This is a genomic window from Pseudomonas sp. BF-B-30 (genome assembly GCF_019956305.1).
Lineage (GTDB): Bacteria > Pseudomonadota > Gammaproteobacteria > Pseudomonadales > Pseudomonadaceae > Aquipseudomonas > Aquipseudomonas jessenii.
Genome location: NZ_JAHBDG010000066.1, coordinates 197,244 through 218,439, shown reverse-complemented (window position 1 = coordinate 218,439; position 21,196 = coordinate 197,244). Strand labels below are relative to the sequence as shown.

Below are 21,196 nucleotides of genomic sequence, written 5' to 3'. Positions count from 1 at the left end.
GAATCTCTCCTCAGCAGTCCAGTGGGTTGCGTTTTTCCGGGTCGATCCCGAACTTGGCGATGGCTTCAGCCACCACTTTAGGTTCGATATCGCCACGGTCAGCCAGTGCTTCCAGGGCTGCCAACACCACGAAATGACGGTCGACTTCGAAGAAATGACGCAGTTTCTTGCGGCTGTCGCTTCGGCCGAAACCGTCGGTGCCCAGGACTTTGAATTCCTTGGACGGTACCCACTGACGGATCTGCTCGGCGAACAGTTTCATGTAGTCGGTAGAGGCAATGACCGGACCTTGACGGCCGTTCAGGCACTCTTCCACATAGCTCAGCTTAGGCTTCTGGCCAGGGTGCAGACGGTTGGTGCGCTCAACGGCCAGGCCGTCGCGACGCAGTTCGTTGAAGCTGGTAACGCTCCACACGTCGGCGCCGACGTTGAACTGTTCACGCAGGATCTTCGCTGCTTCACGGACTTCACGCAGGATGGTGCCGGAGCCCATCAGCTGAACGTGGTGCGCCGCTTCGCGGTTGTCTTCTTCGAGCAGGTACATGCCTTTCTTGATGCCTTCTTCGGCACCGGCCGGCATGGCTGGCTGCTGGTACGACTCGTTCATCACGGTGATGTAGTAGAAGACGTCCTGTTGCTCTTCGGTCATCTTCTTCATGCCGTCCTGAATGATCACCGCCAGCTCGTAGCCGTAGGTTGGATCGTAGGTGCGGCAGTTCGGGATGGTCGCGGCCAGCAGGTGGCTGTGACCGTCTTCGTGTTGCAGGCCTTCACCGTTCAGGGTGGTACGGCCGGCGGTGCCGCCAATCAGGAAGCCACGGGTGCGGCTGTCGCCAGCGGCCCAGGCCAGGTCGCCGATACGCTGGAAGCCGAACATCGAGTAGAAGATGTAGAACGGCAGCATCGGCTGGTTGTGGCTGGAGTACGAAGTACCGGCAGCGATGAAGGAGCTCATGGCGCCCGCTTCGTTGATGCCTTCTTCGAGGATCTGGCCCTTCTGGTCTTCCTTGTAGAACATCACCTGGTCTTTATCGACTGGCTCGTAGAGCTGGCCGACGGAGGAGTAGATGCCCAGCTGACGGAACATGCCTTCCATACCGAAGGTACGGGCTTCGTCCGGGATGATCGGTACGATGCGTGGACCGATTTCCTTGTCCTTGACCAGTTGCGCGAGGATCCGCACGAAGGCCATGGTGGTGGAGATTTCGCGGTCGCCCGAGCCGTCCAGGATCGCCTTGAGGGTTTCCAGTGGCGGGGTCGGGATGTTGAAGCTCTTGGCACGACGCTGAGGTACGAAGCCGCCCAGTGCGGTACGGCGCTCGCTCAGGTAACGGGCTTCGGCGCTGCCTTCTTCCGGTTTGAAGAATGGCAGGTTTTCCAGTTCATCGTCCTTGACCGGGATGTCGAAGCGGTCGCGGAACAACTTCAGGCTGTCGACGTCGACTTTCTTGGTGTTGTGCGCAGTGTTCTTCGCTTCGCCGGCACCGGTGCCATAACCCTTGATGGTCTTGGCCAGGATGACGGTCGGTTGTTCTTTGTGGTTGACCGCTTCGTGGTACGCCGCGTAGACCTTGTACGGGTCGTGGCCGCCACGGTTGAGTTTCCAGATCTCGTCGTCGGACAGATCTTCGACCATCGCCTTGAGTTCTGGCGTGTTGAAGAAGTGTTCACGTACGAACGCGCCGTCTTTGGCTTTGTAGTTCTGGTACTCGCCGTCGATGACTTCGTCCATGCGGCGTTGCAGGATGCCGTCGACGTCCTTGGCCAGCAGTGGGTCCCAGAAACGGCCCCAGATGACTTTGGTCACGTTCCACTGAGCACCGCGGAACACGCCTTCGAGTTCCTGGATGATCTTGCCGTTGCCGCGAACCGGGCCGTCGAGGCGCTGCAGGTTGCAGTTGATGACGAAGATCAGGTTGTCCAGCTTCTCGCGGCCGGCCAGGGAGATAGCGCCCAGGGATTCCGGCTCGTCGCACTCGCCGTCACCCAGGAAGCACCAGACTTTCTGTTTGCCTGGCTGGATGAAACCACGGTGTTCCAGGTACTTCATGAAGCGTGCCTGGTAGATCGCCTGGATCGGGCCCAGACCCATGGATACGGTCGGGAACTGCCAGAAGTCAGGCATCAGCCAAGGGTGCGGGTAGGACGACAGGCCCTGACCGTCGACTTCCTGGCGGAAGTTGTTCATCTGGTCTTCGGTGATGCGGCCTTCCATGAATGCGCGGGCGTAAACGCCTGGCGAGGTGTGGCCCTGGAAGTAGATCAGGTCGCCGCCGTGTTCTTCGGTCGGGGCCTGGAAGAAGTAGTTGAAGCCGATGTCATACAGGGTCGCACTGGAGGCGAAGCTGGAGATGTGACCGCCGAGGTCAGAATCCTTCAGGTTCGTACGCATTACCATGGCCATCGCGTTCCAGCGTACCAGCGAGCGAATGCGGCGTTCCATGAACAGGTCGCCAGGCATGCGTGCTTCGTGGGTTACCGGGATGGTGTTGCGGTAAGGCGTGGTGATGGCGTAAGGCAACTGCGAACCGCTGCGGGTCGCCAGTTCACCCATACGGGTCATCAAATAGTGAGCACGGTCTTCGCCTTCTTTGTCGAGAACCGATTCCAGGGCGTCCAGCCATTCCTGGGTTTCGACGGGATCGAGGTCTTGCATGGCTTGCTCCAGGGCGGAAAGGCTACCAGAATCGGTTGCCTGAGTTAGCGACTGGCCTTGTGGGCAGACGTTATGAATTCTTGGATTGCCGACAGGTTGTTCCGGCGGCGTGTAGTTTTACTACAAATCATCCGGCATTTCAGCCCGTCTAATGTATATACGAGTAGTAAAACTACAGAAGAGCGGCTTGTGGCCCCCGGCTGCGTTGTGAGAATAATCGTTAAGGTTGGTCTTTTTCCAACTACAAAAGGTAAAAGCTTGATGCTGGCTGCCAAAATAAAAGAAATTTCAGCTATTTCTAACTTTTGTTCGACACTCCCTCAGGTAGTGGGTTTTCGAAAACCACTACATGCAGCCCGTTGCACGCCGATCAAGGATAGACCATGAGCCTCCCCTCGCTTGCCGAACTGCCCGCCATTCTCCTGCCGTTTGTCACCCGTGCCGAGCAGTCGTTCCGGGCTGCCGTCGCCGCTCTGGACGATGACCACGGGTTGTCTGCCTGGACGCCGGAACGTTGGGCGCAATTTGCCCGCGTCACCGCCGCCAGCGATTTCGTGATTGAACAGTGTGTTCGTGACCCTTTGATGTTGCTGGGGCTGGTGCAGTCCGGCGAACTGGACCGCGGCTTCGCTCCCGGTGAGTTGTGCGGGCAGATCGCGGCCGCCGCGAACGTGGCCGAGACCGATGATCAGCTTGGCCGCGCCTTGCGCCGCCAGCGTGCACGCCATCAGGTGCGGATCATCTGGCGCGACCTGACCCGCCAGGCCGATTTGATCCAGACCTGCCGCGACCTTTCGGACATGGCCGATGCCAGCATCGATCAGGCCTATCAATGGTTGTACGTGCGGCATTGCCAGCAGTTCGGCGTGCCGACCGGGCGGCGCAGCGGCGAGCCGCAGCAGATGGTCATTCTCGGCATGGGCAAGCTCGGTGCCGTGGAGCTGAACCTGTCATCGGACATCGACCTGATTTTTGCCTATCCCGAGGGTGGCGAAACAGTTGGCGTCAAACGCCCGCTGGATAACCAGGAGTTCTTCATCCGTCTGGGCCAGCGGCTGATCAAGGCCCTGGACCCGATGACCGTCGACGGCTTTGTATTTCGCGTCGACATGCGTTTGCGTCCCTACGGTTCGGCGGGCGCGCTGGTGCTGAGCTTCAACGCGCTGGAGCAGTATTACCAGGACCAGGGGCGCGACTGGGAACGCTACGCGATGATCAAGTCGCGGGTGGTGGCCGGGGATCAAGTAGCCGGCGCGCAACTGCAAGAGATGCTGCGGCCATTCGTTTACCGGCGTTACCTCGACTTTTCCGCCATCGAAGCGCTGCGCACCATGAAGCAGCTGATCCAGCAGGAAGTGCGGCGCAAGGGCATGGCCGACAACATCAAGCTCGGTTCCGGCGGTATTCGCGAAGTCGAGTTTATTGCCCAGGCGTTCCAGTTGATCCACGGCGGCCGCGATCTGAGCTTGCAGCAGCGCCCACTATTAAAGGTGCTGAGCACGCTGGAAGGTCAGGGGTACCTGCCGCCGAACGTGATCAGCGAGCTGCGTGAAGGTTACGAATTCCTGCGTTACACCGAACACGCGATTCAGGCGATTGCCGATCGCCAGACGCAAATGTTGCCCGATGGCGAGCAGGATCAGGCGCGCATTGCCTTTATGCTGGGCTTCGCGAACTGGACGGCGTTCCACGAACAACTGATGTATTGGCGCGGCCGAGTGGCCTGGCACTTCGGGCAGGTGATCGCCGATCCCGATGAAGAACAGGGCGCCGAAAGCGAAGTGGTGGTCGGCGGTGAGTGGTTGCCGCTGTGGGAAGAGGCCCAGGACGATGAGGCCGCCTGCCGTCAACTGGAAGAGGGTGGTTTCAAGGATGCCCCAAAAGCCTTGAAAGCCCTGGCTGGCTTGCGCGGCAGCCCGCAATTGAGGGCGATGCAGCGTCTGGGTCGCGAACGTCTCGATGCTTTTATTCCGCGTTTGCTGGCACAGGCCGTGGAACATGACAATCCGGATCTGGTACTGGAACGGGTGTTGCCGCTGGTCGAAGCCGTGGCCCGTCGTTCCGCGTACCTGGTGCTGTTGACCGAGAACCCCAGTGCGTTGCGGCGTTTGCTGACGCTGTGCGCGGCGAGCCCGTGGATCGCCGAGCAAATCACCCGCTTCCCGCTGCTGCTCGACGAATTGCTCAACGAAGGCCGGCTGTTCAAACCGCCATTGGCGCCAGAGCTGGCGGCAGAGTTGCGCGAGCGCCTGACACGGATTCCCGAGGACGACCTCGAACAGCAAATGGAAGCTCTGCGCCATTTCAAGCTGGCGCACCGCTTGCGAGTGGCCGCCTCGGAAATCGCCGGCAGCCTGCCGCTGATGAAAGTCAGCGATTACCTGACCTGGCTCGCCGAGGCGATCCTGGAGCAAGTGCTGGCACTGGCCTGGCGGCAAACCGTGGCCAAGTACGGCACGCCGCTGCGCACCGATGGCACCTTGTGCGATCCCGGCTTCATCATTGTCGGTTATGGGAAAGTCGGCGGCCTGGAACTCGGGCATGGTTCGGACCTGGACCTGGTGTTCATCCACGATGGCGATCCACAGGCTGAAACCGATGGAGCCAAATCCATCGATGGCGCGCAATTTTTCACCCGATTGGGGCAGCGGATCATTCACTTGCTGACGGCACAGACCAACTCCGGACAGTTGTATGAAGTGGACATGCGTCTGCGACCATCCGGGGCGTCGGGCTTGCTGGTGAGTTCCCTGGGCGCGTTTGCCCGCTATCAGGAAAACGAGGCCTGGACCTGGGAGCATCAGGCATTGGTGCGCGCGCGGGTGTTGGTGGGCAGTCAGGATGTCGGCCAGGCCTTCGAGAAAGTCCGTGCCGCGATATTGGGCAAAACACGTGATCTGCCGACCCTGCGCCAGGAAGTCAGCGAGATGCGCGCCAAGATGCGCGATAACCTCGGCAGCAAGAGCACCGCGGCCGGCACCGGGGCAAATGCCTTCGAAGCCACGGCGCCGTTCGATATCAAGCAGGACGCCGGAGGTATCGTCGATATTGAATTTATGGTGCAATACGCGGCCCTGGCGTGGTCCGAAACACACCCGCCATTGCTACGCTGGACGGACAACATCCGCATTCTGGAAGAGCTGGAACATGAAGGGTTGATGCCCGTCGAAGATGCCAGCCTGTTGCGTGAAGCGTATAAAGCGTACCGTTCCGCCGCCCACCGGCAGGCCTTGCAGAAGGACCCCGGGGTGATTCCGGGCGATCAGTTCGCGGACGAACGGCGGCAGGTCATGCGGATCTGGCGTGAGCTGGGGCTAAGCTGAAACGGGATATTTGATACGCCAATATTCCCTGTAGGAGCGAGCTTGCTCGCGATGGTCGTTAACGATAACGCGGCGAGCCTGACACCCTGAGGGGTTTCAGGTTCATCGTCGGATCGCCGCCCGGAGCAAGCTCGCTCCTACAGTAGATTTGCGTTGTTCTGTAGAATTTTCGAGGCGGGGAGGCGTAGGCCTCCCCGGTTCGTTTATGGAAACCACATGAAAATTCTGATCGTTGGGCCCAGTTGGGTCGGTGACATGGTGATGGCGCAGACACTTTTCCAGTGTCTGAAACAACGCCACCCGCAATGCGAAATCGACGTGCTGGCCCCCGAGTGGAGCCGGCCGATTCTTGAGCGCATGCCCGAAGTTCGCCAGGCCTTGAGCTTTCCGCTCGGTCACGGTGTCCTGGAACTGGCAACGCGTCGGCGCATCGGCAAATCCCTGGCAGGCCAGTACGACCAGGCGATCCTGTTACCCAATTCCCTGAAGTCGGCGCTGGTGCCGTTCTTTGCCGGCATCCCGAAGCGCACCGGCTGGCGTGGCGAGTTTCGCTATGGCCTGCTCAATGACGTACGCACGCTGGACAAGGATCGTTATCCGCTGATGATCGAGCGCTTCATGGCCCTGGCTTACGAGCCGGGCTTTGAGTTGCCAAAGCCGTATCCACGTCCGAGCCTGCAGATCGACCCGGTTACCCGCGAAGCGGCGCTTGCCAAGTTCGGCCTGACCCTCGACCGCCCGGTGTTGGCCCTGTGCCCCGGCGCCGAGTTTGGTGAGTCCAAGCGTTGGCCGTCCGAGCATTACGCCAAGGTTGCCGAAACGAAGATCCGCGAAGGCTGGCAAGTCTGGCTGTTCGGTTCGAAAAACGACCACGCCGTGGGCGAAGACATCCGCGCGCGGCTGATTCCCGGCCTGCGTGAAGAATCGGTCAACCTCAGCGGCGGCACCTCGCTGGCCGAAGCCATCGACCTGATGTCCTGCGCCGATGCGGTGGTGTCCAACGACTCCGGCCTGATGCACGTTGCCGCCGCGCTGAATCGCCCATTGGTGGCGGTCTACGGCTCGACGTCGCCAGGTTTCACGCCACCGTTGGCCGAGCACGTCGAAGTCGTTCGCCTGGGCATCGAATGCAGCCCATGCTTCGACCGCACCTGCCGTTTCGGCCATTACAACTGCTTGCGCCAACTCATGCCGCAAGCGGTGAACGAAGCCCTGCAGCGGTTGCAAGGCACTCCGGTCGAGGTCAAATAGCTTGCGGGTTCTGTTGATCAAGACTTCTTCGCTGGGCGACGTCATTCATGCGTTGCCGGCGTTGACCGACGCGGCGCGGGCGATCCCCGGCATCAAATTCGACTGGGTGGTGGAAGAAGGCTTTGCCGAGATCCCGACCTGGCATCCAGCGGTGGGCAAGGTGATTCCGGTGGCGATACGTCGCTGGCGCAAAAACATCTGGCAGACCATCAAGAGCGGTGAGTGGAAGCGCTTCAAGCAAAGCGTTCGCGCCACGAAATATGACTTGGTGATCGACGCCCAGGGCCTGCTGAAAAGCGCCTGGCTGACCCGTTACGTAAAGGCGCCGGTGGCCGGTCTCGATAAAAGCTCTGCACGCGAGCCCATCGCTGCGCGCTTTTACGATCGACGCCTGGCCGTTGCCCGCGGGCAGCACGCGGTGGAGCGAGTGCGTCAGTTGTTCGCCATCGCGTTGGGCTATGACTTGCCCAAAGGCCTGGGCGCCTACGGACTGAATATCGAGCGCCTGGTGGAATTGCCGCGCAAGAATCCGTACGTGGTGTTTCTGCACGGCACCACCTGGGACACCAAGCACTGGCCCGAAGCCTATTGGCGTGAGCTGACCGAGCGGGTCGGCTACCTGGGCGTAGGGGTGAAACTGCCGTGGGGCAATGCGCTGGAGAAAGCCCGGGCCGAGCGCATCGCAGCCGGTTTCAAACACGCCGAGGTGTTGCCCAAACTGAACCTGGCCGGTGTCGGCAAGGTACTGGCGGGCGCGCAAGCCTGCGTGGCGGTGGACACCGGCCTGGGCCATCTGGCCGCCGCGCTGGATGTGCCGACGCTGTCGCTGTTCGGCCCGACCAACCCGGGCCTGACCGGCGCCTATGGCAAGGTGCAGATTCACCTGGCCAGCGACTTCCCTTGTGCGCCGTGCCTGCAAAAGAAATGCACTTATCAACCGACGGCTGAAGATGCCCGTCAGTTTGACCTGAAACGCGAGTGGCCGTTGTGCTTCACGCGTCTGAATCCCGAGCGTGTCGCGAGCCGACTGAGCACGTTGTTAATGGCTGAGGAGCTGCGCTGATGCAATTGGCATTTGTCTTGTACAAGTATTTTCCATTTGGCGGCTTGCAGCGCGATTTCATGCGAATCGCCCTGGAGTGCCAAAAGCGCGGCCATCAGATTCGCGTCTACACGCTGATTTGGGAAGGCGACGTACCGCCGGGTTTCGAAGTGCTGGTGGCGCCGGTCAAGGCGTTCTTCAACCATCGGCGCAACGAAAAGCTCAGCGAATGGATGGAGGCGGACCTGGCCAAGCGCCCGGTCGACCGCCTGATCGGCTTCAACAAGATGCCGGGCCTGGACGTCTACTACGCCGCCGACGGCTGTTTCGAAGACAAGGCGCAGAACCTGCGTAACTCGCTGTATCGCCGTTGGGGCCGCTATCGCCACTTCGCCGAATACGAGCGGGCGGTGTTTGCCAAAGAGGCGAAGACCGAAGTGCTGATGATTTCCGAGGTCCAGCAACCGCTGTTCATCAAGCATTACGACACGCCGCTGGAGCGCTTTCACCTGCTGCCACCGGGTATCGCCCAGGATCGTCGTCGGCCGGCCGATGCCGATGAAATTCGTGCCGGGTTCCGCGCTGAATTCAATCTCAAGGACGATGAACTGCTGCTGGTGCAGATCGGCTCCGGGTTCAAGACCAAGGGCGTCGATCGCAGCCTCAAGGCGCTGGCGGCATTGCCCGCTGATCTTAAGAAGCGCACCCGGCTGTTTGTAATTGGCCAGGATGACCCCAAGTTATTCCAGATGCAGAGCGCGACCTTGGGGCTGGGCGACAACGTCACGTTCCTCAAAGGGCGCAGTGACATTCCGCGTTTCCTGTTGGGTGCCGATCTGTTGATCCACCCGGCGTACAACGAGAATACCGGCACCGTGCTGCTCGAAGCCCTGGTGGCCGGCTTGCCGGTGCTGGTGAGCGCGGTGTGCGGTTACGCCCATTACATCGCCGAGGCCGATGCTGGCCTGGTGCTGGACGAACCGTTCGATCAGGCACAGCTGACGCAGTACCTGACCGGCATGTTGAACGACGCTCAAGCAAGGGCGGCCTGGAGCCGCAATGGTCTGGCCTTCGCCGAAACGGCCGACCTCTACAGCATGCCGCAGCACGCGGCGGATGTGATTCTGGCGGAGCACGCTTAAATGAAGTTGATGCTGGCTGAACCGTTCAAGAGCCTCTGGGCCGGACGCGACCCGTTCGCCGAAGTCGAGGGGCTCAAGGGCGAGGTGTACCGCGAGCTGGAAGCACGCCGGACATTACGCACGGAAGTCGACGGCAACGGGTTTTTCGTGAAAATCCACCGTGGCATCGGCTGGGGCGAAATATTCAAGAACCTGCTGACGGCCAAGCTTCCTGTACTGGGTGCCGGTCAGGAGTGGAAGGCGATTCAGCGACTGCAGGAAGTCGGCGTGCCGACCATGACCGCCGTCGCGTATGGCGAGAAGGGCCGTAACCCGGCCGATCAACATTCGTTCATCGTCACCGAAGAGCTGGCGCCGACGGTCAGCCTGGAAGATTTCAGCATCAACTGGACCCGACAGCCACCGGAGCCAAAACTCAAGCGCGCACTGATCGCCGAAGTCGCGCGCATGACCGGCATGATGCACCGCGCCGGGGTCAACCACCGCGACTGCTACATCTGCCATTTCCTGCTGCACACCGACAAACCGGTGACCGCCGACGACTTCAAGCTTTCGGTGATCGACCTGCACCGTGCCCAGACCCGTCCGGCGATCACCTTACGCTGGCGCAACAAGGACCTGGCTGCCCTGTACTTTTCCGCGCTGGACATCGGCCTGACCCGCCGCGACAAGCTGCGTTTCCTCAAAGGCTATTTCCAGCAACCGATACGACAGATCCTGTGTGAAGAGGCAGCTTTGCTGGCATGGCTCGACGGCAAGGCCAACAAGCTCTACGAGCGTAAACAGCGATACGGGGATGCGCTCTGATGTCGGGTTGGAAGCTGGAACCGGCCTACAGCGAGCTGGCCGATGACTTCGGCAGCCTCGAGGCTGTGTTTGCGCTGCAAGGCGAGCGTTTGACCCGTGACGCGCTCTCGGAGGTCATCCGTGTCGAGCGCAATGGCGTCAACTATTACGTCAAACGGTATGTGGGCGCCGGCAAAGGCTTGCGGCGTTACCTGGGCAAGCCTCGGGTGAAGATGGAATGGCAGAACCTCAAGCGCTTTGCCAAGTGGGGTATCCCCACTGCCGAAGTGGTGGCCTGGGGGCTGGAGCGGCGCGGTGCGGCCTACGCTCGCGGCGCGATGATTACCCGGGAGCTGCCGGGTACCGAGGACTTGTCGGCACTGGCCGAGCGCCACGACCCGAAGCTGGCGGACCGCGCCTGGGTCAATACCGTCAGTCGTCAGCTGGCCCAATACACCCGGACCATGCACGACCACCGCTTCACCCATAATGATTTGAAGTGGCGCAACCTGCTGATCGACGATCAGGCTCGAGTGTTTTTGATCGATTGCCCCAACGGCGATTTCTGGCGCGGTTTCTGGCTCAAGTACCGTATTACCAAGGATCTGGCGTGCCTGGACAAGGTCGCCAAATATCAATTGTCGGCTACACAGCGCCTGCGCTTTTACCTGCAATACCGCAACCGGACCCGGCTCAACGCTGCGGACAAAAAACGCATCCGGCACGTGGTGAGATTTTTCGAGGGACGCGAATGACTGACTTTCTGGCCGCTGAAGACCGTGCGCTGCTTGAGCGCCATGGCCTCGGCACGTTCGAGGCACTTTGGACCAAACAGCTCGATGCGGTGGACGAACCCAACACCGTTGGCGGCGGCTGGAGCAGCGTGTTTCGGCTGGATCTGGAAGGTCATGGTTTCTACCTCAAGCGTCAAAGCAACTACCTGACCCGCACCTTGCGCGCACCGTTCGGCGAGCCGAGTTTCGCTCGCGAGTTTCGCAACATCTCCCGTTACCGGAAGATGGGCATTCCGGCGCTCGAAGCGGTGTTCTACGGGGAGCGCAAGGTCAATGGCGAGGTCCGCGCGATCCTGCTGACCCGTGCCCTGGACGGTTGGGACGACCTCGACTCGCTGTTGCAGCGCTGGACTCAATTGAGCCCTGAGCAGCACTCGGAAATCCTCAAGGCCAGTGGCGAACTGGCCCGGCAGCTGCACGCCGCACGCCAGGTGCATGGGTGTTTCTATCCCAAGCACATTTTCATGCGCGCCACCGGCAACGGCTATCAGGCTCAATTGATCGACCTGGAAAAGACCCGGCCGCTGCTGTACGGGCAGCGTGACCGAATCAAGGACCTGGAGCCGCTGACGCGCCGTGCGCCCGAGTGGGGCGAGTCGCAACTGCGGCAATTGCTGGCCGCCTATCTGGATCAGCCGCAGGACAGCTCGCTGATCGATAGCTGGCTGCAGCGATTGACTGCGCGGCGTAGCCAAAAGAGGCCGCGCTGATGCGTTTATCCGAACTGAAGACCGCAGGCCGCACTCCCGTTTTGCCGCTGAGCGTTTCGTTGGCCGACGCCGCCGGCCCCGCCGAGCTGCAACTGCTGAGCCTGTTGCGGGTGTTGCCGGGGCAGCGTTATGTCGGTGCTGGCGTCTGGCGTGGCCGGCCGGTGTTGGCCAAATTGCTGGTCGGCAACAAGGCTGCACGGCATTTTCAGCGTGAACTGGATGGCGTGCGCCTGCTCTCTGCCCAGGGGCTGACCACGCCGCAGCTGTTGGCCGATGGCCTGAAGGACGGCGAGGGTGGCTGGCTGCTGTTTGATTTCCTTGAGCATGCCGAAAGCCTGGGCGACACCTGGAAACAGGTGGAGCAGCAGCCCGTACTGTCCGATGGGCAAGGGGCGGTGTTGGCCGAGGCGTTGGGCGCGATCGGACAGATGCATCGCAAGGGCCTGTGGCAGGAAGACCTGCACCTGGACAATTTGCTGCGTCAGGGTGGTCGCCTGTACCTGATCGATGGCGCAGGTATCTGCTGCGAGACAGCTGGTCAGCCGCTGTCCCGGCAGAAGGTCCTGGAAAACCTCGGGGTGTTCTTCGCCCAGTTGCCGAAGTCGATTGAACCCTTCATTGAAGAGTTGCTGGTGTATTACCTGCTTAGCAACGGCGAACACGCCTTGCCCATGGAGGCGTTGCAGAAGCAGATCGACAAGGTCCGCAGTTGGCGCCTCAAGGACTTCCTGATCAAGGTCGGCCGCGAGTGCACGCTGTTCAGCGTCCAGCGCGGAGCCTTCGGGTTACGGGCGATTCGCCGCGAGGAAGTGCCGTCGATGGTGCCTGTGCTGGAGCAGGCCGATGCCTTGCTCGATCAAGGGCACCTGTACAAGACCGGCGGTGCGGCGAGCGTCGGCAAGGTCGAGGTGGATGGCCGCACGCTGGTGATCAAGCGCTACAACATCAAGGGTTTTGCCCACTGGCTCAAGCGCTTCTGGCGCCCGAGCCGGGCCTGGCATTCATGGCGCGAAGGTAACCGCCTGGCGTTCCTCGGGATTGCCACGCCCAAGCCGCTGGCGTTGCTGGAAAAGCGTTTCCTGTGGCTGCGTAGCCGGGCTTACCTGATCACCGAGTACCTGCCGGGGCCGGACATCATCGAGCGTTTTGCGCCGTATGTGGAGCGTGGTGATGCACCGGAAGCCGAGCTGGCGGCACTGGATCATCTGTTCGCCGAGTTGATTCGTCTACGCATCAGCCATGGCGACTTCAAGGGGCATAACCTGTTCTGGCAGCAGGATCGCTGGGCGTTGATCGACCTCGATTCGATGTGCCAGCACGGCTCCCTCGGTAGTTTCTCCCCAGCGTATGCAAGGGATCGCGCGCGGTTCATGCGCAATTGGCCTGAGGGCAGTGCCCTTTATCAGGTCATCGATCAGCGTCTTCCCAAAGACATCTCCAGCGCGGGCTGAATCGGACCTTCGGTCCTTTCGCGAGCAAGCCCGCTCCCACAGTTGATCTATGTCGCCCACAAATATTGTGTTCGCTGGAGAGCTAATGTGGGAGCGGGCTTGCTCGCGAAGGGGCCGGAACTGCCAGCCGAGAAGGGCGACAAGTTCTTGTGAACCGTCCTACGCGATCTTGGGAAGTCATGAACTGTGGCCCAAATCGCCCGGATGCTAGTTTGCCTGACGTTCTCGGAGGGTAGGCTGTGACGATCAAAATGGCAGTTTCAGCGGGTGTTTTATCAGTGTCGCTAACGGGGTGCGGGACCGCCGCCACCGTCCTGCAGGATGAAGCCCAAGCCGCGCAGGGGCTGCGTCGGCAAAAGACCTATTGCCAATCCATTCCACGGGTCTACAGCGGCCTCGCCTACGACTTCTGTGTCTTGAATGCACCGCCAGACCCTACGGGTGTCCTTGTGCCGCTCGTATTGGTGGACCTGGCCGTGTCTGGCGCGCTGGATACCGTTGTCTTGCCGTACACGATTTACCGGCAAAGCGTGGACGGCAGTATCGCCATCTATTGGCGGCCTGCGCGCGGATAAAAAATGCCGTGAGGTCCCGGCCGTGGTTGCGTGCCGCTTGCGGCTAGAGGTTTGCCGCCGCTTTTACGCTATAATCCCGCCCTTTAGCTGTCTCTCGCTCATTGCGAGGGCACATTAATTTTTGAGGCGCTTGCGCCTGCATGCAGACTAAAGAGGCTAGACCCCTGTGGCATTGACGATTCTTGGCCTGTCCGGCGCCCTTAGCCATGATCCTTCCGCAGCCCTGTATATCGACGGCAAGCTGGTCGCGGCGGCTGAAGAGGAACGCTTCGTACGCGATAAACATGCAAAGAACCGCATGCCCTACGAATCGGCGAAATTCTGCCTGGAACAGGCCGGTATCAAGCCGTCCGACGTTGACGTGGTCGCGATTCCATTCGCACCGATCAGTCTGTTCGGCAAGGCCCGCTGGCAGTACGCCAAGCGTTACTGGTACGCCCCGGACCGTGCACTCGACGCGATCCTGATGGGCAATCGTCGCTACAAGCGCTATCGCAACAAGATCGTCTGGTGCCTGGAGCAGCTGGGTTTTGATCCGAAGAAGATCAAGATCGAGCCGGTCGAGCACCACCTTGCCCACGCCTCCAGCGCTTATCACTGTTCCGGTTTCAAAGAGAAAACCGCGATCCTGGGCATCGACGGCAAGGGCGAGTACGCCACGACCTTCTTCGGTTATGGCGAAAACGGCAAGATCCACAAGATCAAGGAATTCTTCGATCCGGACTCCCTCGGCGGCCTGTATGGCGCGATCACCGAGTTCCTCGGTTTCGATATGCTCGACGGTGAGTTCAAGGTCATGGGCATGGCGCCGTACGGCGACGCCAGCAAATATGATTTCTCGCGCTTGGCTTCGTTCGAAAACGGCGAACTGGTGATCAACACCGACTACGCCAACGTCATCGGCCTGCGTCGCTACAAAGAAAAGGGCAAGGGTTACTACTTCTCGCCGAAACTGATCGAGTGGCTGGGTCCAAAGCGCGAAGGCGACATCGCCGACGAGCCTTACATCCACTACGCCGCCAGCATTCAAGCGCTGTTCGAAAAGATTGCGCTGCAGATGATCGACCACTACCTGGGCGACGTGCTCAAGGAAACCGGCAAACTGGCCTATGCCGGTGGCTGTGCGTTGAACGTCAAGCTGAACCAGAAAATCATCGCCCGCGACGACGTCAAAGAGCTGTTCGTACAGCCGGCGTCCGGTGATGCCGGTACCGCAGTCGGCGCGGCTGCCTATGTGTCCCACGCCCGCGGCGTGCCGGTCGAGAAGATGGAACACGTCTACCTCGGCCCGTCGTACAGCAACGAAGACGTGATTGCCGCATGCGCCCGTCACGAGAACAAGCCGACCTGGCGCAAGCTCGACAACATGCCGGAGCAGATCGCCAAAATCATGGTCGATGGCAACCCGGTGGCCTGGTTCCAGGGCCGCATGGAGTTCGGTCCGCGTGCACTGGGCGGGCGTTCGATCATCGGTTGCCCAAGCGTGCCGGGCGTGGCCGACCGCATCAACCACCAGATCAAGTTCCGCGAGCGCTGGAGGCCTTTCTGCCCGTCGATGCTCGACACCGTGGCGCCGCAGATGATCAAGATCGATCACCCGGCTCCGTTCATGACCTTCACCTTCGAAGTGGCTGAAGAGTGGAAAACCCGCGTGCCGGAAGTCGTCCACGAAGACGGCACCTCCCGGGCCCAGGTGCTCAAGCGCGAATATAACCCGCGCTACTACGACATGATGAAAGCGCTGGAAGTGCTCACCGGCAACGGCGTGTCGCTCAACACCTCGCTCAACCGTCGTGGCGAGCCGATGATCTGCTCGCCGACCGATGCATTGAATATGTTCTTCGGCTCCGATCTGCAGTACCTGATCATGGAAGACATCCTGGTGGTCAAAGAGGGCGCAAACGCTTATGACTCGCTCGGCTGAACGCCATGTGCTGCAGTTCTGCCACGGCTATGACGGGCCGTTCCTGGACTGCGCACGGCAGTACGCCAGTCTGTTCGCGGGCACCGGTTATCGGGTGACCACGGTCTTTCTGACCGGGGCTGCCGATAGCGAGGTGGCCGCAGCGTGTGCTTCCGATGAAGTGTTGTTCATGGAATACAGCTCCAAGGCCATTCGCGGCCTGAAGCTGGGTGCCATCGGCGATCTGCGCAAGATCGCCGCGTCGCGCAACTTCAGTTTCTGCATCGCCCATCGCTTCAAGCCGATCTACATCGCCTTGCTCGGCACTTCGTTGCCGGTGATTGGCGTGCACCACGCGTTTGACGATTACAAGCGCGGCACGCGCAAACTGTTCGCGCATATTTTCCGCAAGCGTCTGAGCCTGCTCGGTGTGTCCGATGCGGTGCGCGACGACATGCGCCAATGCCTGCCGAAATGGCCGGCGACGCGTATTCAAACCCTTTACAACCGCATTGACGTGCCTGCGCTGCAAGCCAGTCAGGTTTCCGCTCGCGAAGCTCGGGAAACCCTCGGTCTCTCGGCTGATGCGTGGATTGTCGGCAACGTTGGCCGACTGCACCCGGACAAGGATCAGGCTACTCTGCTGCACGGTTTTGCTGCGGCGTTGCCGGGGCTTCCGGGCAACAGCCAACTGGTGATTCTCGGCAAGGGGCGTCTGGAGCAGGATCTCAAGGAGCTGGCTCGGGAGCTGGGTATCGGTGATCGGGTGCTGTTCCTCGGTCAGGTGCCGGACGCGCGCAATTATTTCCGCGCCTTTGATGTATTTGCCCTGAGTTCCGATCACGAACCGTTCGGCATGGTGCTGCTGGAGGCAATGGCCGCTGGCGTACCCTTGCTCGCCACAGCGTGTGGCGGGGCGAAGGAAGTGGTCGAAGGCGTGGGCATTCTGTTCCCGCTCGGCGATGCTGAACACCTTGCACAAGGCCTGCAACATTTGGCGGGTATGGATGATCAACAGCGCCGTCAATGCGCCGAGATGATGCTCGATCGCTTGCGTGAGCGTTTCTCCGACCGTGCGGTGCGCGACACCTTCTGGCGTCTGCCGCAAGTTACCGATCTGGCACCGAGGGGCTGATGCTCAACCGATTCCAAGGCTGGCGCGAACGTGGCTGGTCGCCCGTTGACGCCTCTACCTACGCAAAAGCCTGGCAGCAATTTGGCGGAAGCGTCGCGACTCACCCTCTGGTGGTCGAACGTCTGGCGGATCTTGCCGGCATTCCGGTGCGATACCTGGCCTGGGAGCAACAGGGCGAAGTCAAGGCCGCGATCCCGACTTGGGGCCGCGATGTGGCGCTGTCCAAGGATGTGCTCAAGCGCAACGGCAAAAAAGGCCTGTTCGATCTCGGCAATGCCGAGCTGATTTTGCCGGCCGCCGCTGATGTTCAGGCTCCTCTGCGCCATCGTGCACGCTACTTGTCGGCACTCAACGAAACCCGCTTCAGCGGCATGAAGTTGCAGACAGAACAACTGGCCATGGCCCGTACCCCGGAAGAGCTGTCGAAGAAGTTTCGCTACAACCAGCGCCGTGAATTGCGTCTGCTGGAAGAGGCGGGCGGTGTGGTGCGTCCGGTCGGCGAATTTTCCAGCGCTGAATTGGCGGCGATCTACTGTGATCTGTTCCAGCGTCGTTGGGGGTTTCCGGCCACCGGCGCTGCGCGCATGGCCGAAGTCCTCGAGCTGCTGCGCGAGTTGCTGATCGGTTCGGTGATCTTCCTCAACGATGCGCCGATTGCGATTCAACTGGTGTACCGCGTCGAAGCGCCGGAATGGATCAGCGTCGAGTACATCAACGGCGGCGTTGACCCCGAAACCCGCGAATTCAGCCCCGGTAGCGTATTGAGCTTCATCAATACGCAAAGCGCCTGGGAGCATGCCCGGGCGCAGGACAAACCGTTGCGCTTTTCCTTCGGTCGCGCCGACCGTGAATACAAGGATCGCTGGTGCAACCCCGTGCCGGTCTTCACCGTATGAGCCAAACCATGAGCCGCAAACAGCAACTGCTCAAGCGCCATCGGCGCAACAAACGTATCGGCCTGCTGATTGCGCTGGTGCTGTTGATCGTCATGGGTGTACTGGTGGCCTGGTGGTTGCCGCTGGTGCTGGCGGTTCTGGGTTGGGTTGCCCACGAAGCCTGGTTTGCCGACCACCTGTTCTACTCACCGAAAGACGATTACCAATACAGCTTTCCGCCCTACACGCCCCAGCCCAAGGTGCACCTGAACGGTGAACATTTGCGGCTGGACGAGGGCGTGATGCTGGTCGACGATGCGACGCTGGTGCTGGCCCTGCGGGTGAAAAGCACCTGGCTGGGACGTTTTATCGATCCAGTGGTCGAGTTGGCGGGGGGCGAAAACCCTGATCGACAAACCTTCGAACGAGGCGTAAACGGCCTGCGTTACCTCAATCTCAGTGGTCAGGCTCAGGCGCTGTCGCGTGGTGAGCTGCGCTTGCGCGGGCGTTTCTGTCGTGTGTTCGGTGAGCCTGTGCTGTGGGCACTGGAACATCCGGATTATCGGCGTCAAAGGGTGATGGTCATCGCGCCCCACGCCGATGATGCCGAGCTGGCAGCCTACGGTTTGTACAGCCAAGCCGACGAAACCTGGATCGTCACGCTGACAGCGGGCGAAATCGAAGCCGAACACTACCGGCAGATGGGACTGAACAAGGTCGATGCGGCCCGCTTGAAAGGCCGCCTGCGCACCTGGGACAGCATCACCGTGCCACGTTGGGCCGGTGTACCCGAGGCCCACTGCGTACAACTGGGTTATTTCTGCCTGCAACTGGCGAGCATGCAGGCCGCGCCTGCGGTGACCGCGGGATCGCGGGAAGCGGACCTGGACGATACCCGGCTGTTCCGTCAGTTGAATCCTTTCACGCTACCGGGCGATGCCGATGGCGCGCCGACCTGGAACAATCTGCTGGCGGATCTTCGTGAGTTGCTGCTGCGGGCCCGCCCCGAGGTCATCGTCCTGCCGCATCCGACCCTCGATCCGCATCCCGATCATATCTGCGCCCAGGCGGCAGTTCTCGAAGCCTTGCAAGGCCTGGACTGGCAGCCGACCACGCTATTGGGCTATGCCAACCACCTGCACGACAACGACCGCTGGCCGATGGGCGATACCGGTGATGGCATCGCCCTGCCGCCGGCCTTCGATCCGGCCCAGCCGATGCAGCCTTATTGCCTGCCCTTGCCGCTGGAGCAGCAGCGAGACAAGGCCATGGCGTTGGGCATGATGCACGACCTGCAATCGGCGATGCCGTTCAAGCGTCGCTTGCGTCGGTTGATACAACGTTTGTTGGCCGGCCGGTTGCCGTCCAGCTATGGCCAGAACGAATTCTTTCGCAAGGCCGTCCGGCGCCACGAGCTTTTGTGGTCCATCAAGCACACACCAGGCAATGTTTCTCAGCGGGGAGAGTTATGAGTCAGCGGTCGAAGGTCCTGCAGCTGCAGCCTGACTACAACGTCAAAGCCCATGATTTCGCCGACCTCGCGGAGCAAATCGTCAAGGCCCTGCCCGGTGATCGCTATGAAGTGACCGCCGCGTTTCTGCGCGGCAAACCCGGGCCGGGCGAAGCAGTGAGCCGAGCCGACCGTTCGGTGTACTTCGAATTTTCCGACAAGTCCCTCAAGGGCATGCGCCTGCGGGCCATGTGGCAGCTGTACAAGTTCTGCCGTCGGGAAAAATTCGATGTAGTGATCTGCAACCGCTTCAAGCCGGTGAACATGATGCTGGCGCTCAACCGCTGGTTGAAAGTGCCGTTGTGCATCGGCATTTCCCACGGCTTTGGCGAGTACGACCGTTTTTACCGGCGCCGCCAGACCCAGCGCCTGATCGATCGTCACTGGCGCTTCGTCGGCGTGTCGCCAGCGGTGAAACAGTATCTGCTGGACTGTGACTGCGGCTTCACCGATCAGAATACCTATGCCATCACCAATGCCATCGACATCGAGCAGGCCGAAGGTCTACAACACAGTCGTGAAAAGGCCCGTGAAATGCTGGGCATCGATCCGTCGGTGCGGCTGATCGGTGCGTTGGGGCGACTGGTGCCGGTCAAGGGCCATATCTATTTGCTGCAGGCCTTCGCGGCACTCAAGGACAAGTACCCCAATACCCAACTGGCGATCATTGGTGCCGGCCGCGAAGAGTCGCGCCTGGCCGCGGAAATCGACCGCCTCGGCCTCAGCGGTCGCGCCCATTTGCTGGGGTTCAAGGAAATTGCCCTGCAGTACATTCGAGCTTTCGACATCTGGACCATGCCTTCTTTGGCCGAAGGCCTCGGGCTGGCGCTGCTCGAAGGCATGAGCGGGCATTTGCCGGTGATCGCCTCGAACGTGCCGGCCATGTTGCCGCTCATCGAGGGGGCCGGTGGCCTGGCGATTACGCCGAAGGATGTGCCGACGCTGCAGGCGGCGCTGGACACTTACCTTGGCCTTTCGGATGACGAGCTCAAGGCCAAGGGCGAGCAGTCCTTCCGTTATCTGCAGCAACACCATGACATTGAGGAGTTCCGTCGCGAATACCTCAATCTGATCGATTCCGGCCTGGAACAGGCCCGCAAGGAGCAGCCATGAACGACGCGCAACCCATCGTCACGGTCATCATCGCGTCGTACAACCATGCCCCTTACATCGAGGAAAGCATTCTCAGCGTCCTCAACCAGACCTATCGGAACATCGAGTTGCTGGTGGTCGACGACGGCTCGAAGGATGACAGCGTCGAGCGGATCAAGGCATTGCAGGCCATCCATGGCTTCGACTTCCGGGTTCAGGAAAACCAGGGGCTGACCAACACCCTCAACGGTGCAATTGCCCGGGCCAAGGGCAGCCTGATCGTGCCGTTCGGTTCGGATGACATCATGCTGCCGGAGCGAATCGCCACTCAGGTCGCGCATATGGAGGGCAAGCCCGAGGTCGGCATTTGCGCCGGTAACATCGAACTGATCGATGCCGACGGCAATCTCTACCCCGAGAAGCGCCAGCGTCGGGATGTGCCGTTCCGTCGTCTGGATTTCGACGACATGTTCCTCGAGCGCAAGCCCTATCCTCCGGCGCCTACCCTGATGATCCGCCGCGAAGCGCTGGACAAGGTGGGCGGTTTCGACCCGACCATTCGCCTGGAAGACTTGCTGATCGAGCTGAAGGTGACCCATGCCGGTTACTTCATCGATGGTCTGAATGTGTTGATGGCGCGCTATCGCAAGCACGCCACCAACTCCTACAAGAATCACCGCTTCATGATCGATAGCATCCTGCGCACCTACGCGCTCTTCAGCGATCACCCGCTGTATGACGAGGTGCGCTACAAGTTCCTCAATTCCATGTTCCTCAAGACCGCCAACCGTGATCGCAAGCTGGCGCGGGAGTTGCTGGCGCAGATTCCGTTCAAGGCCTGGAACAAGAAAACCTGGCGTGGACTGGGCCGGATGTATTTCTCACGGCTGGAGAAAGACTGAGCCGGAGGCTGGATTCAAGGGGGGGAAGGCGGGGCATTGTCCTCGCAGG

At 60.7% G+C, this 21,196-nt stretch carries 16 protein-coding genes; 15 read left to right on the top strand and 1 reads right to left on the bottom strand.

What is annotated here, in order from left to right; genetic code table 11:
* Positions 1-10: 10 nt before the first annotated feature.
* Positions 11-2,656 (bottom strand): pyruvate dehydrogenase (acetyl-transferring), homodimeric type, encoded by a 2,646-nt coding sequence (aceE, locus tag KGB29_RS25745; protein WP_057712293.1) that lies wholly within the window; start codon positions 2,654-2,656, stop codon positions 11-13.
* Between the two features lie 383 nt (positions 2,657-3,039).
* Between aceE and glnE the strand changes: the two genes are divergently transcribed.
* The 15 genes from glnE (at position 3,040) to KGB29_RS25670 (ending at position 21,147) form a co-directional block, all read left to right on the top strand.
* Positions 3,040-5,979, top strand: a complete 2,940-nt coding sequence (gene glnE, locus KGB29_RS25740; protein WP_154910344.1) for a bifunctional [glutamate--ammonia ligase]-adenylyl-L-tyrosine phosphorylase/[glutamate--ammonia-ligase] adenylyltransferase — start codon at positions 3,040-3,042, stop codon at positions 5,977-5,979.
* 216 nt (positions 5,980-6,195) lie between these two features.
* Entirely contained in the window at positions 6,196-7,230 is a 1,035-nt protein-coding gene (gene waaF, locus KGB29_RS25735) for a lipopolysaccharide heptosyltransferase II (RefSeq protein WP_150811919.1), read from the top strand.
* Position 7,231: 1 nt separating this feature from the next.
* Complete coding sequence (gene waaC, locus KGB29_RS25730; protein WP_223616498.1) at positions 7,232-8,293, top strand: lipopolysaccharide heptosyltransferase I; 1,062 nt, start codon at positions 7,232-7,234, stop codon at positions 8,291-8,293.
* Positions 8,293-9,414 (top strand): glycosyltransferase family 4 protein, encoded by a 1,122-nt coding sequence (locus tag KGB29_RS25725; protein ID WP_046039743.1) that lies wholly within the window; start codon positions 8,293-8,295, stop codon positions 9,412-9,414. The genes waaC and KGB29_RS25725 overlap by 1 nt, the downstream gene beginning before the upstream one ends.
* Entirely contained in the window at positions 9,415-10,221 is an 807-nt protein-coding gene (gene rfaP / locus KGB29_RS25720) for a lipopolysaccharide core heptose(I) kinase RfaP (RefSeq protein WP_057712288.1), read from the top strand.
* Entirely contained in the window at positions 10,221-10,955 is a 735-nt protein-coding gene (locus KGB29_RS25715) for a lipopolysaccharide kinase InaA family protein (protein ID WP_154861146.1), read from the top strand. The genes rfaP and KGB29_RS25715 overlap by 1 nt, the downstream gene beginning before the upstream one ends.
* The gene (locus tag KGB29_RS25710) at positions 10,952-11,704 is read left to right on the top strand and encodes a lipopolysaccharide kinase InaA family protein (protein WP_057712286.1); all 753 of its coding nucleotides are present in this window, start codon (positions 10,952-10,954) and stop codon (positions 11,702-11,704) included. Before KGB29_RS25715 ends, KGB29_RS25710 begins: the two co-directional genes overlap by 4 nt.
* Positions 11,704-13,155: a lipopolysaccharide kinase InaA family protein gene (locus tag KGB29_RS25705; RefSeq protein ID WP_154861145.1), complete on the top strand. Its 1,452-nt coding sequence runs from the start codon at positions 11,704-11,706 to the stop codon at positions 13,153-13,155. The genes KGB29_RS25710 and KGB29_RS25705 overlap by 1 nt, the downstream gene beginning before the upstream one ends.
* A 239-nt stretch (positions 13,156-13,394) precedes the next feature.
* Positions 13,395-13,730 carry a YceK/YidQ family lipoprotein gene (locus KGB29_RS25700; RefSeq protein ID WP_154861144.1) on the top strand — a complete coding sequence of 112 codons (336 nt, stop codon included), beginning with the start codon at positions 13,395-13,397 and terminating at the stop codon, positions 13,728-13,730.
* 166 nt (positions 13,731-13,896) lie between these two features.
* On the top strand, positions 13,897-15,654 hold the full coding sequence (locus tag KGB29_RS25695; protein ID WP_150811915.1) for a carbamoyltransferase: 1,758 nt from the start codon (positions 13,897-13,899) through the stop codon (positions 15,652-15,654).
* Complete coding sequence (locus KGB29_RS25690; protein WP_057712282.1) at positions 15,638-16,768, top strand: glycosyltransferase; 1,131 nt, start codon at positions 15,638-15,640, stop codon at positions 16,766-16,768. The genes KGB29_RS25695 and KGB29_RS25690 overlap by 17 nt, the downstream gene beginning before the upstream one ends.
* Positions 16,768-17,664: an antimicrobial resistance protein Mig-14 gene (locus KGB29_RS25685; protein ID WP_154910345.1), complete on the top strand. Its 897-nt coding sequence runs from the start codon at positions 16,768-16,770 to the stop codon at positions 17,662-17,664. The genes KGB29_RS25690 and KGB29_RS25685 overlap by 1 nt, the downstream gene beginning before the upstream one ends.
* 8 nt (positions 17,665-17,672) lie before the next feature.
* Entirely contained in the window at positions 17,673-19,115 is a 1,443-nt protein-coding gene (locus KGB29_RS25680; protein WP_154910346.1) for a PIG-L deacetylase family protein, read from the top strand.
* Complete coding sequence (locus tag KGB29_RS25675) at positions 19,112-20,266, top strand: glycosyltransferase family 4 protein (RefSeq protein WP_057712280.1); 1,155 nt, start codon at positions 19,112-19,114, stop codon at positions 20,264-20,266. The genes KGB29_RS25680 and KGB29_RS25675 overlap by 4 nt, the downstream gene beginning before the upstream one ends.
* The gene (locus tag KGB29_RS25670; protein ID WP_102669306.1) at positions 20,263-21,147 is read left to right on the top strand and encodes a glycosyltransferase; all 885 of its coding nucleotides are present in this window, start codon (positions 20,263-20,265) and stop codon (positions 21,145-21,147) included. The genes KGB29_RS25675 and KGB29_RS25670 overlap by 4 nt, the downstream gene beginning before the upstream one ends.
* The last annotated feature ends 49 nt before the right edge of the window (positions 21,148-21,196 follow it).

Bases quoted from the DNA above. Each gene is read 5' to 3' on its own strand.
- KGB29_RS25675 (WP_057712280.1), top strand. From the start codon at position 19,112: ATGAGTCAGCGGTCGAAGGTCCTGCAGCTGCAGCCTGACTACAACGTC.
- KGB29_RS25670 (WP_102669306.1), top strand. From the start codon at position 20,263: ATGAACGACGCGCAACCCATCGTCACGGTCATCATCGCGTCGTACAAC.
- waaF (WP_150811919.1), top strand. From the start codon at position 6,196: ATGAAAATTCTGATCGTTGGGCCCAGTTGGGTCGGTGACATGGTGATG.
- KGB29_RS25715 (WP_154861146.1), top strand. From the start codon at position 10,221: ATGTCGGGTTGGAAGCTGGAACCGGCCTACAGCGAGCTGGCCGATGAC.
- KGB29_RS25725 (WP_046039743.1), top strand. From the start codon at position 8,293: ATGCAATTGGCATTTGTCTTGTACAAGTATTTTCCATTTGGCGGCTTG.
- aceE (WP_057712293.1), bottom strand. From the start codon at position 2,656: ATGCAAGACCTCGATCCCGTCGAAACCCAGGAATGGCTGGACGCCCTG.
- KGB29_RS25710 (WP_057712286.1), top strand. From the start codon at position 10,952: ATGACTGACTTTCTGGCCGCTGAAGACCGTGCGCTGCTTGAGCGCCAT.
- rfaP (WP_057712288.1), top strand. From the start codon at position 9,415: ATGAAGTTGATGCTGGCTGAACCGTTCAAGAGCCTCTGGGCCGGACGC.
- KGB29_RS25690 (WP_057712282.1), top strand. From the start codon at position 15,638: ATGACTCGCTCGGCTGAACGCCATGTGCTGCAGTTCTGCCACGGCTAT.
- KGB29_RS25680 (WP_154910346.1), top strand. From the start codon at position 17,673: ATGAGCCGCAAACAGCAACTGCTCAAGCGCCATCGGCGCAACAAACGT.
- KGB29_RS25705 (WP_154861145.1), top strand. From the start codon at position 11,704: ATGCGTTTATCCGAACTGAAGACCGCAGGCCGCACTCCCGTTTTGCCG.
- KGB29_RS25685 (WP_154910345.1), top strand. From the start codon at position 16,768: ATGCTCAACCGATTCCAAGGCTGGCGCGAACGTGGCTGGTCGCCCGTT.
- glnE (WP_154910344.1), top strand. From the start codon at position 3,040: ATGAGCCTCCCCTCGCTTGCCGAACTGCCCGCCATTCTCCTGCCGTTT.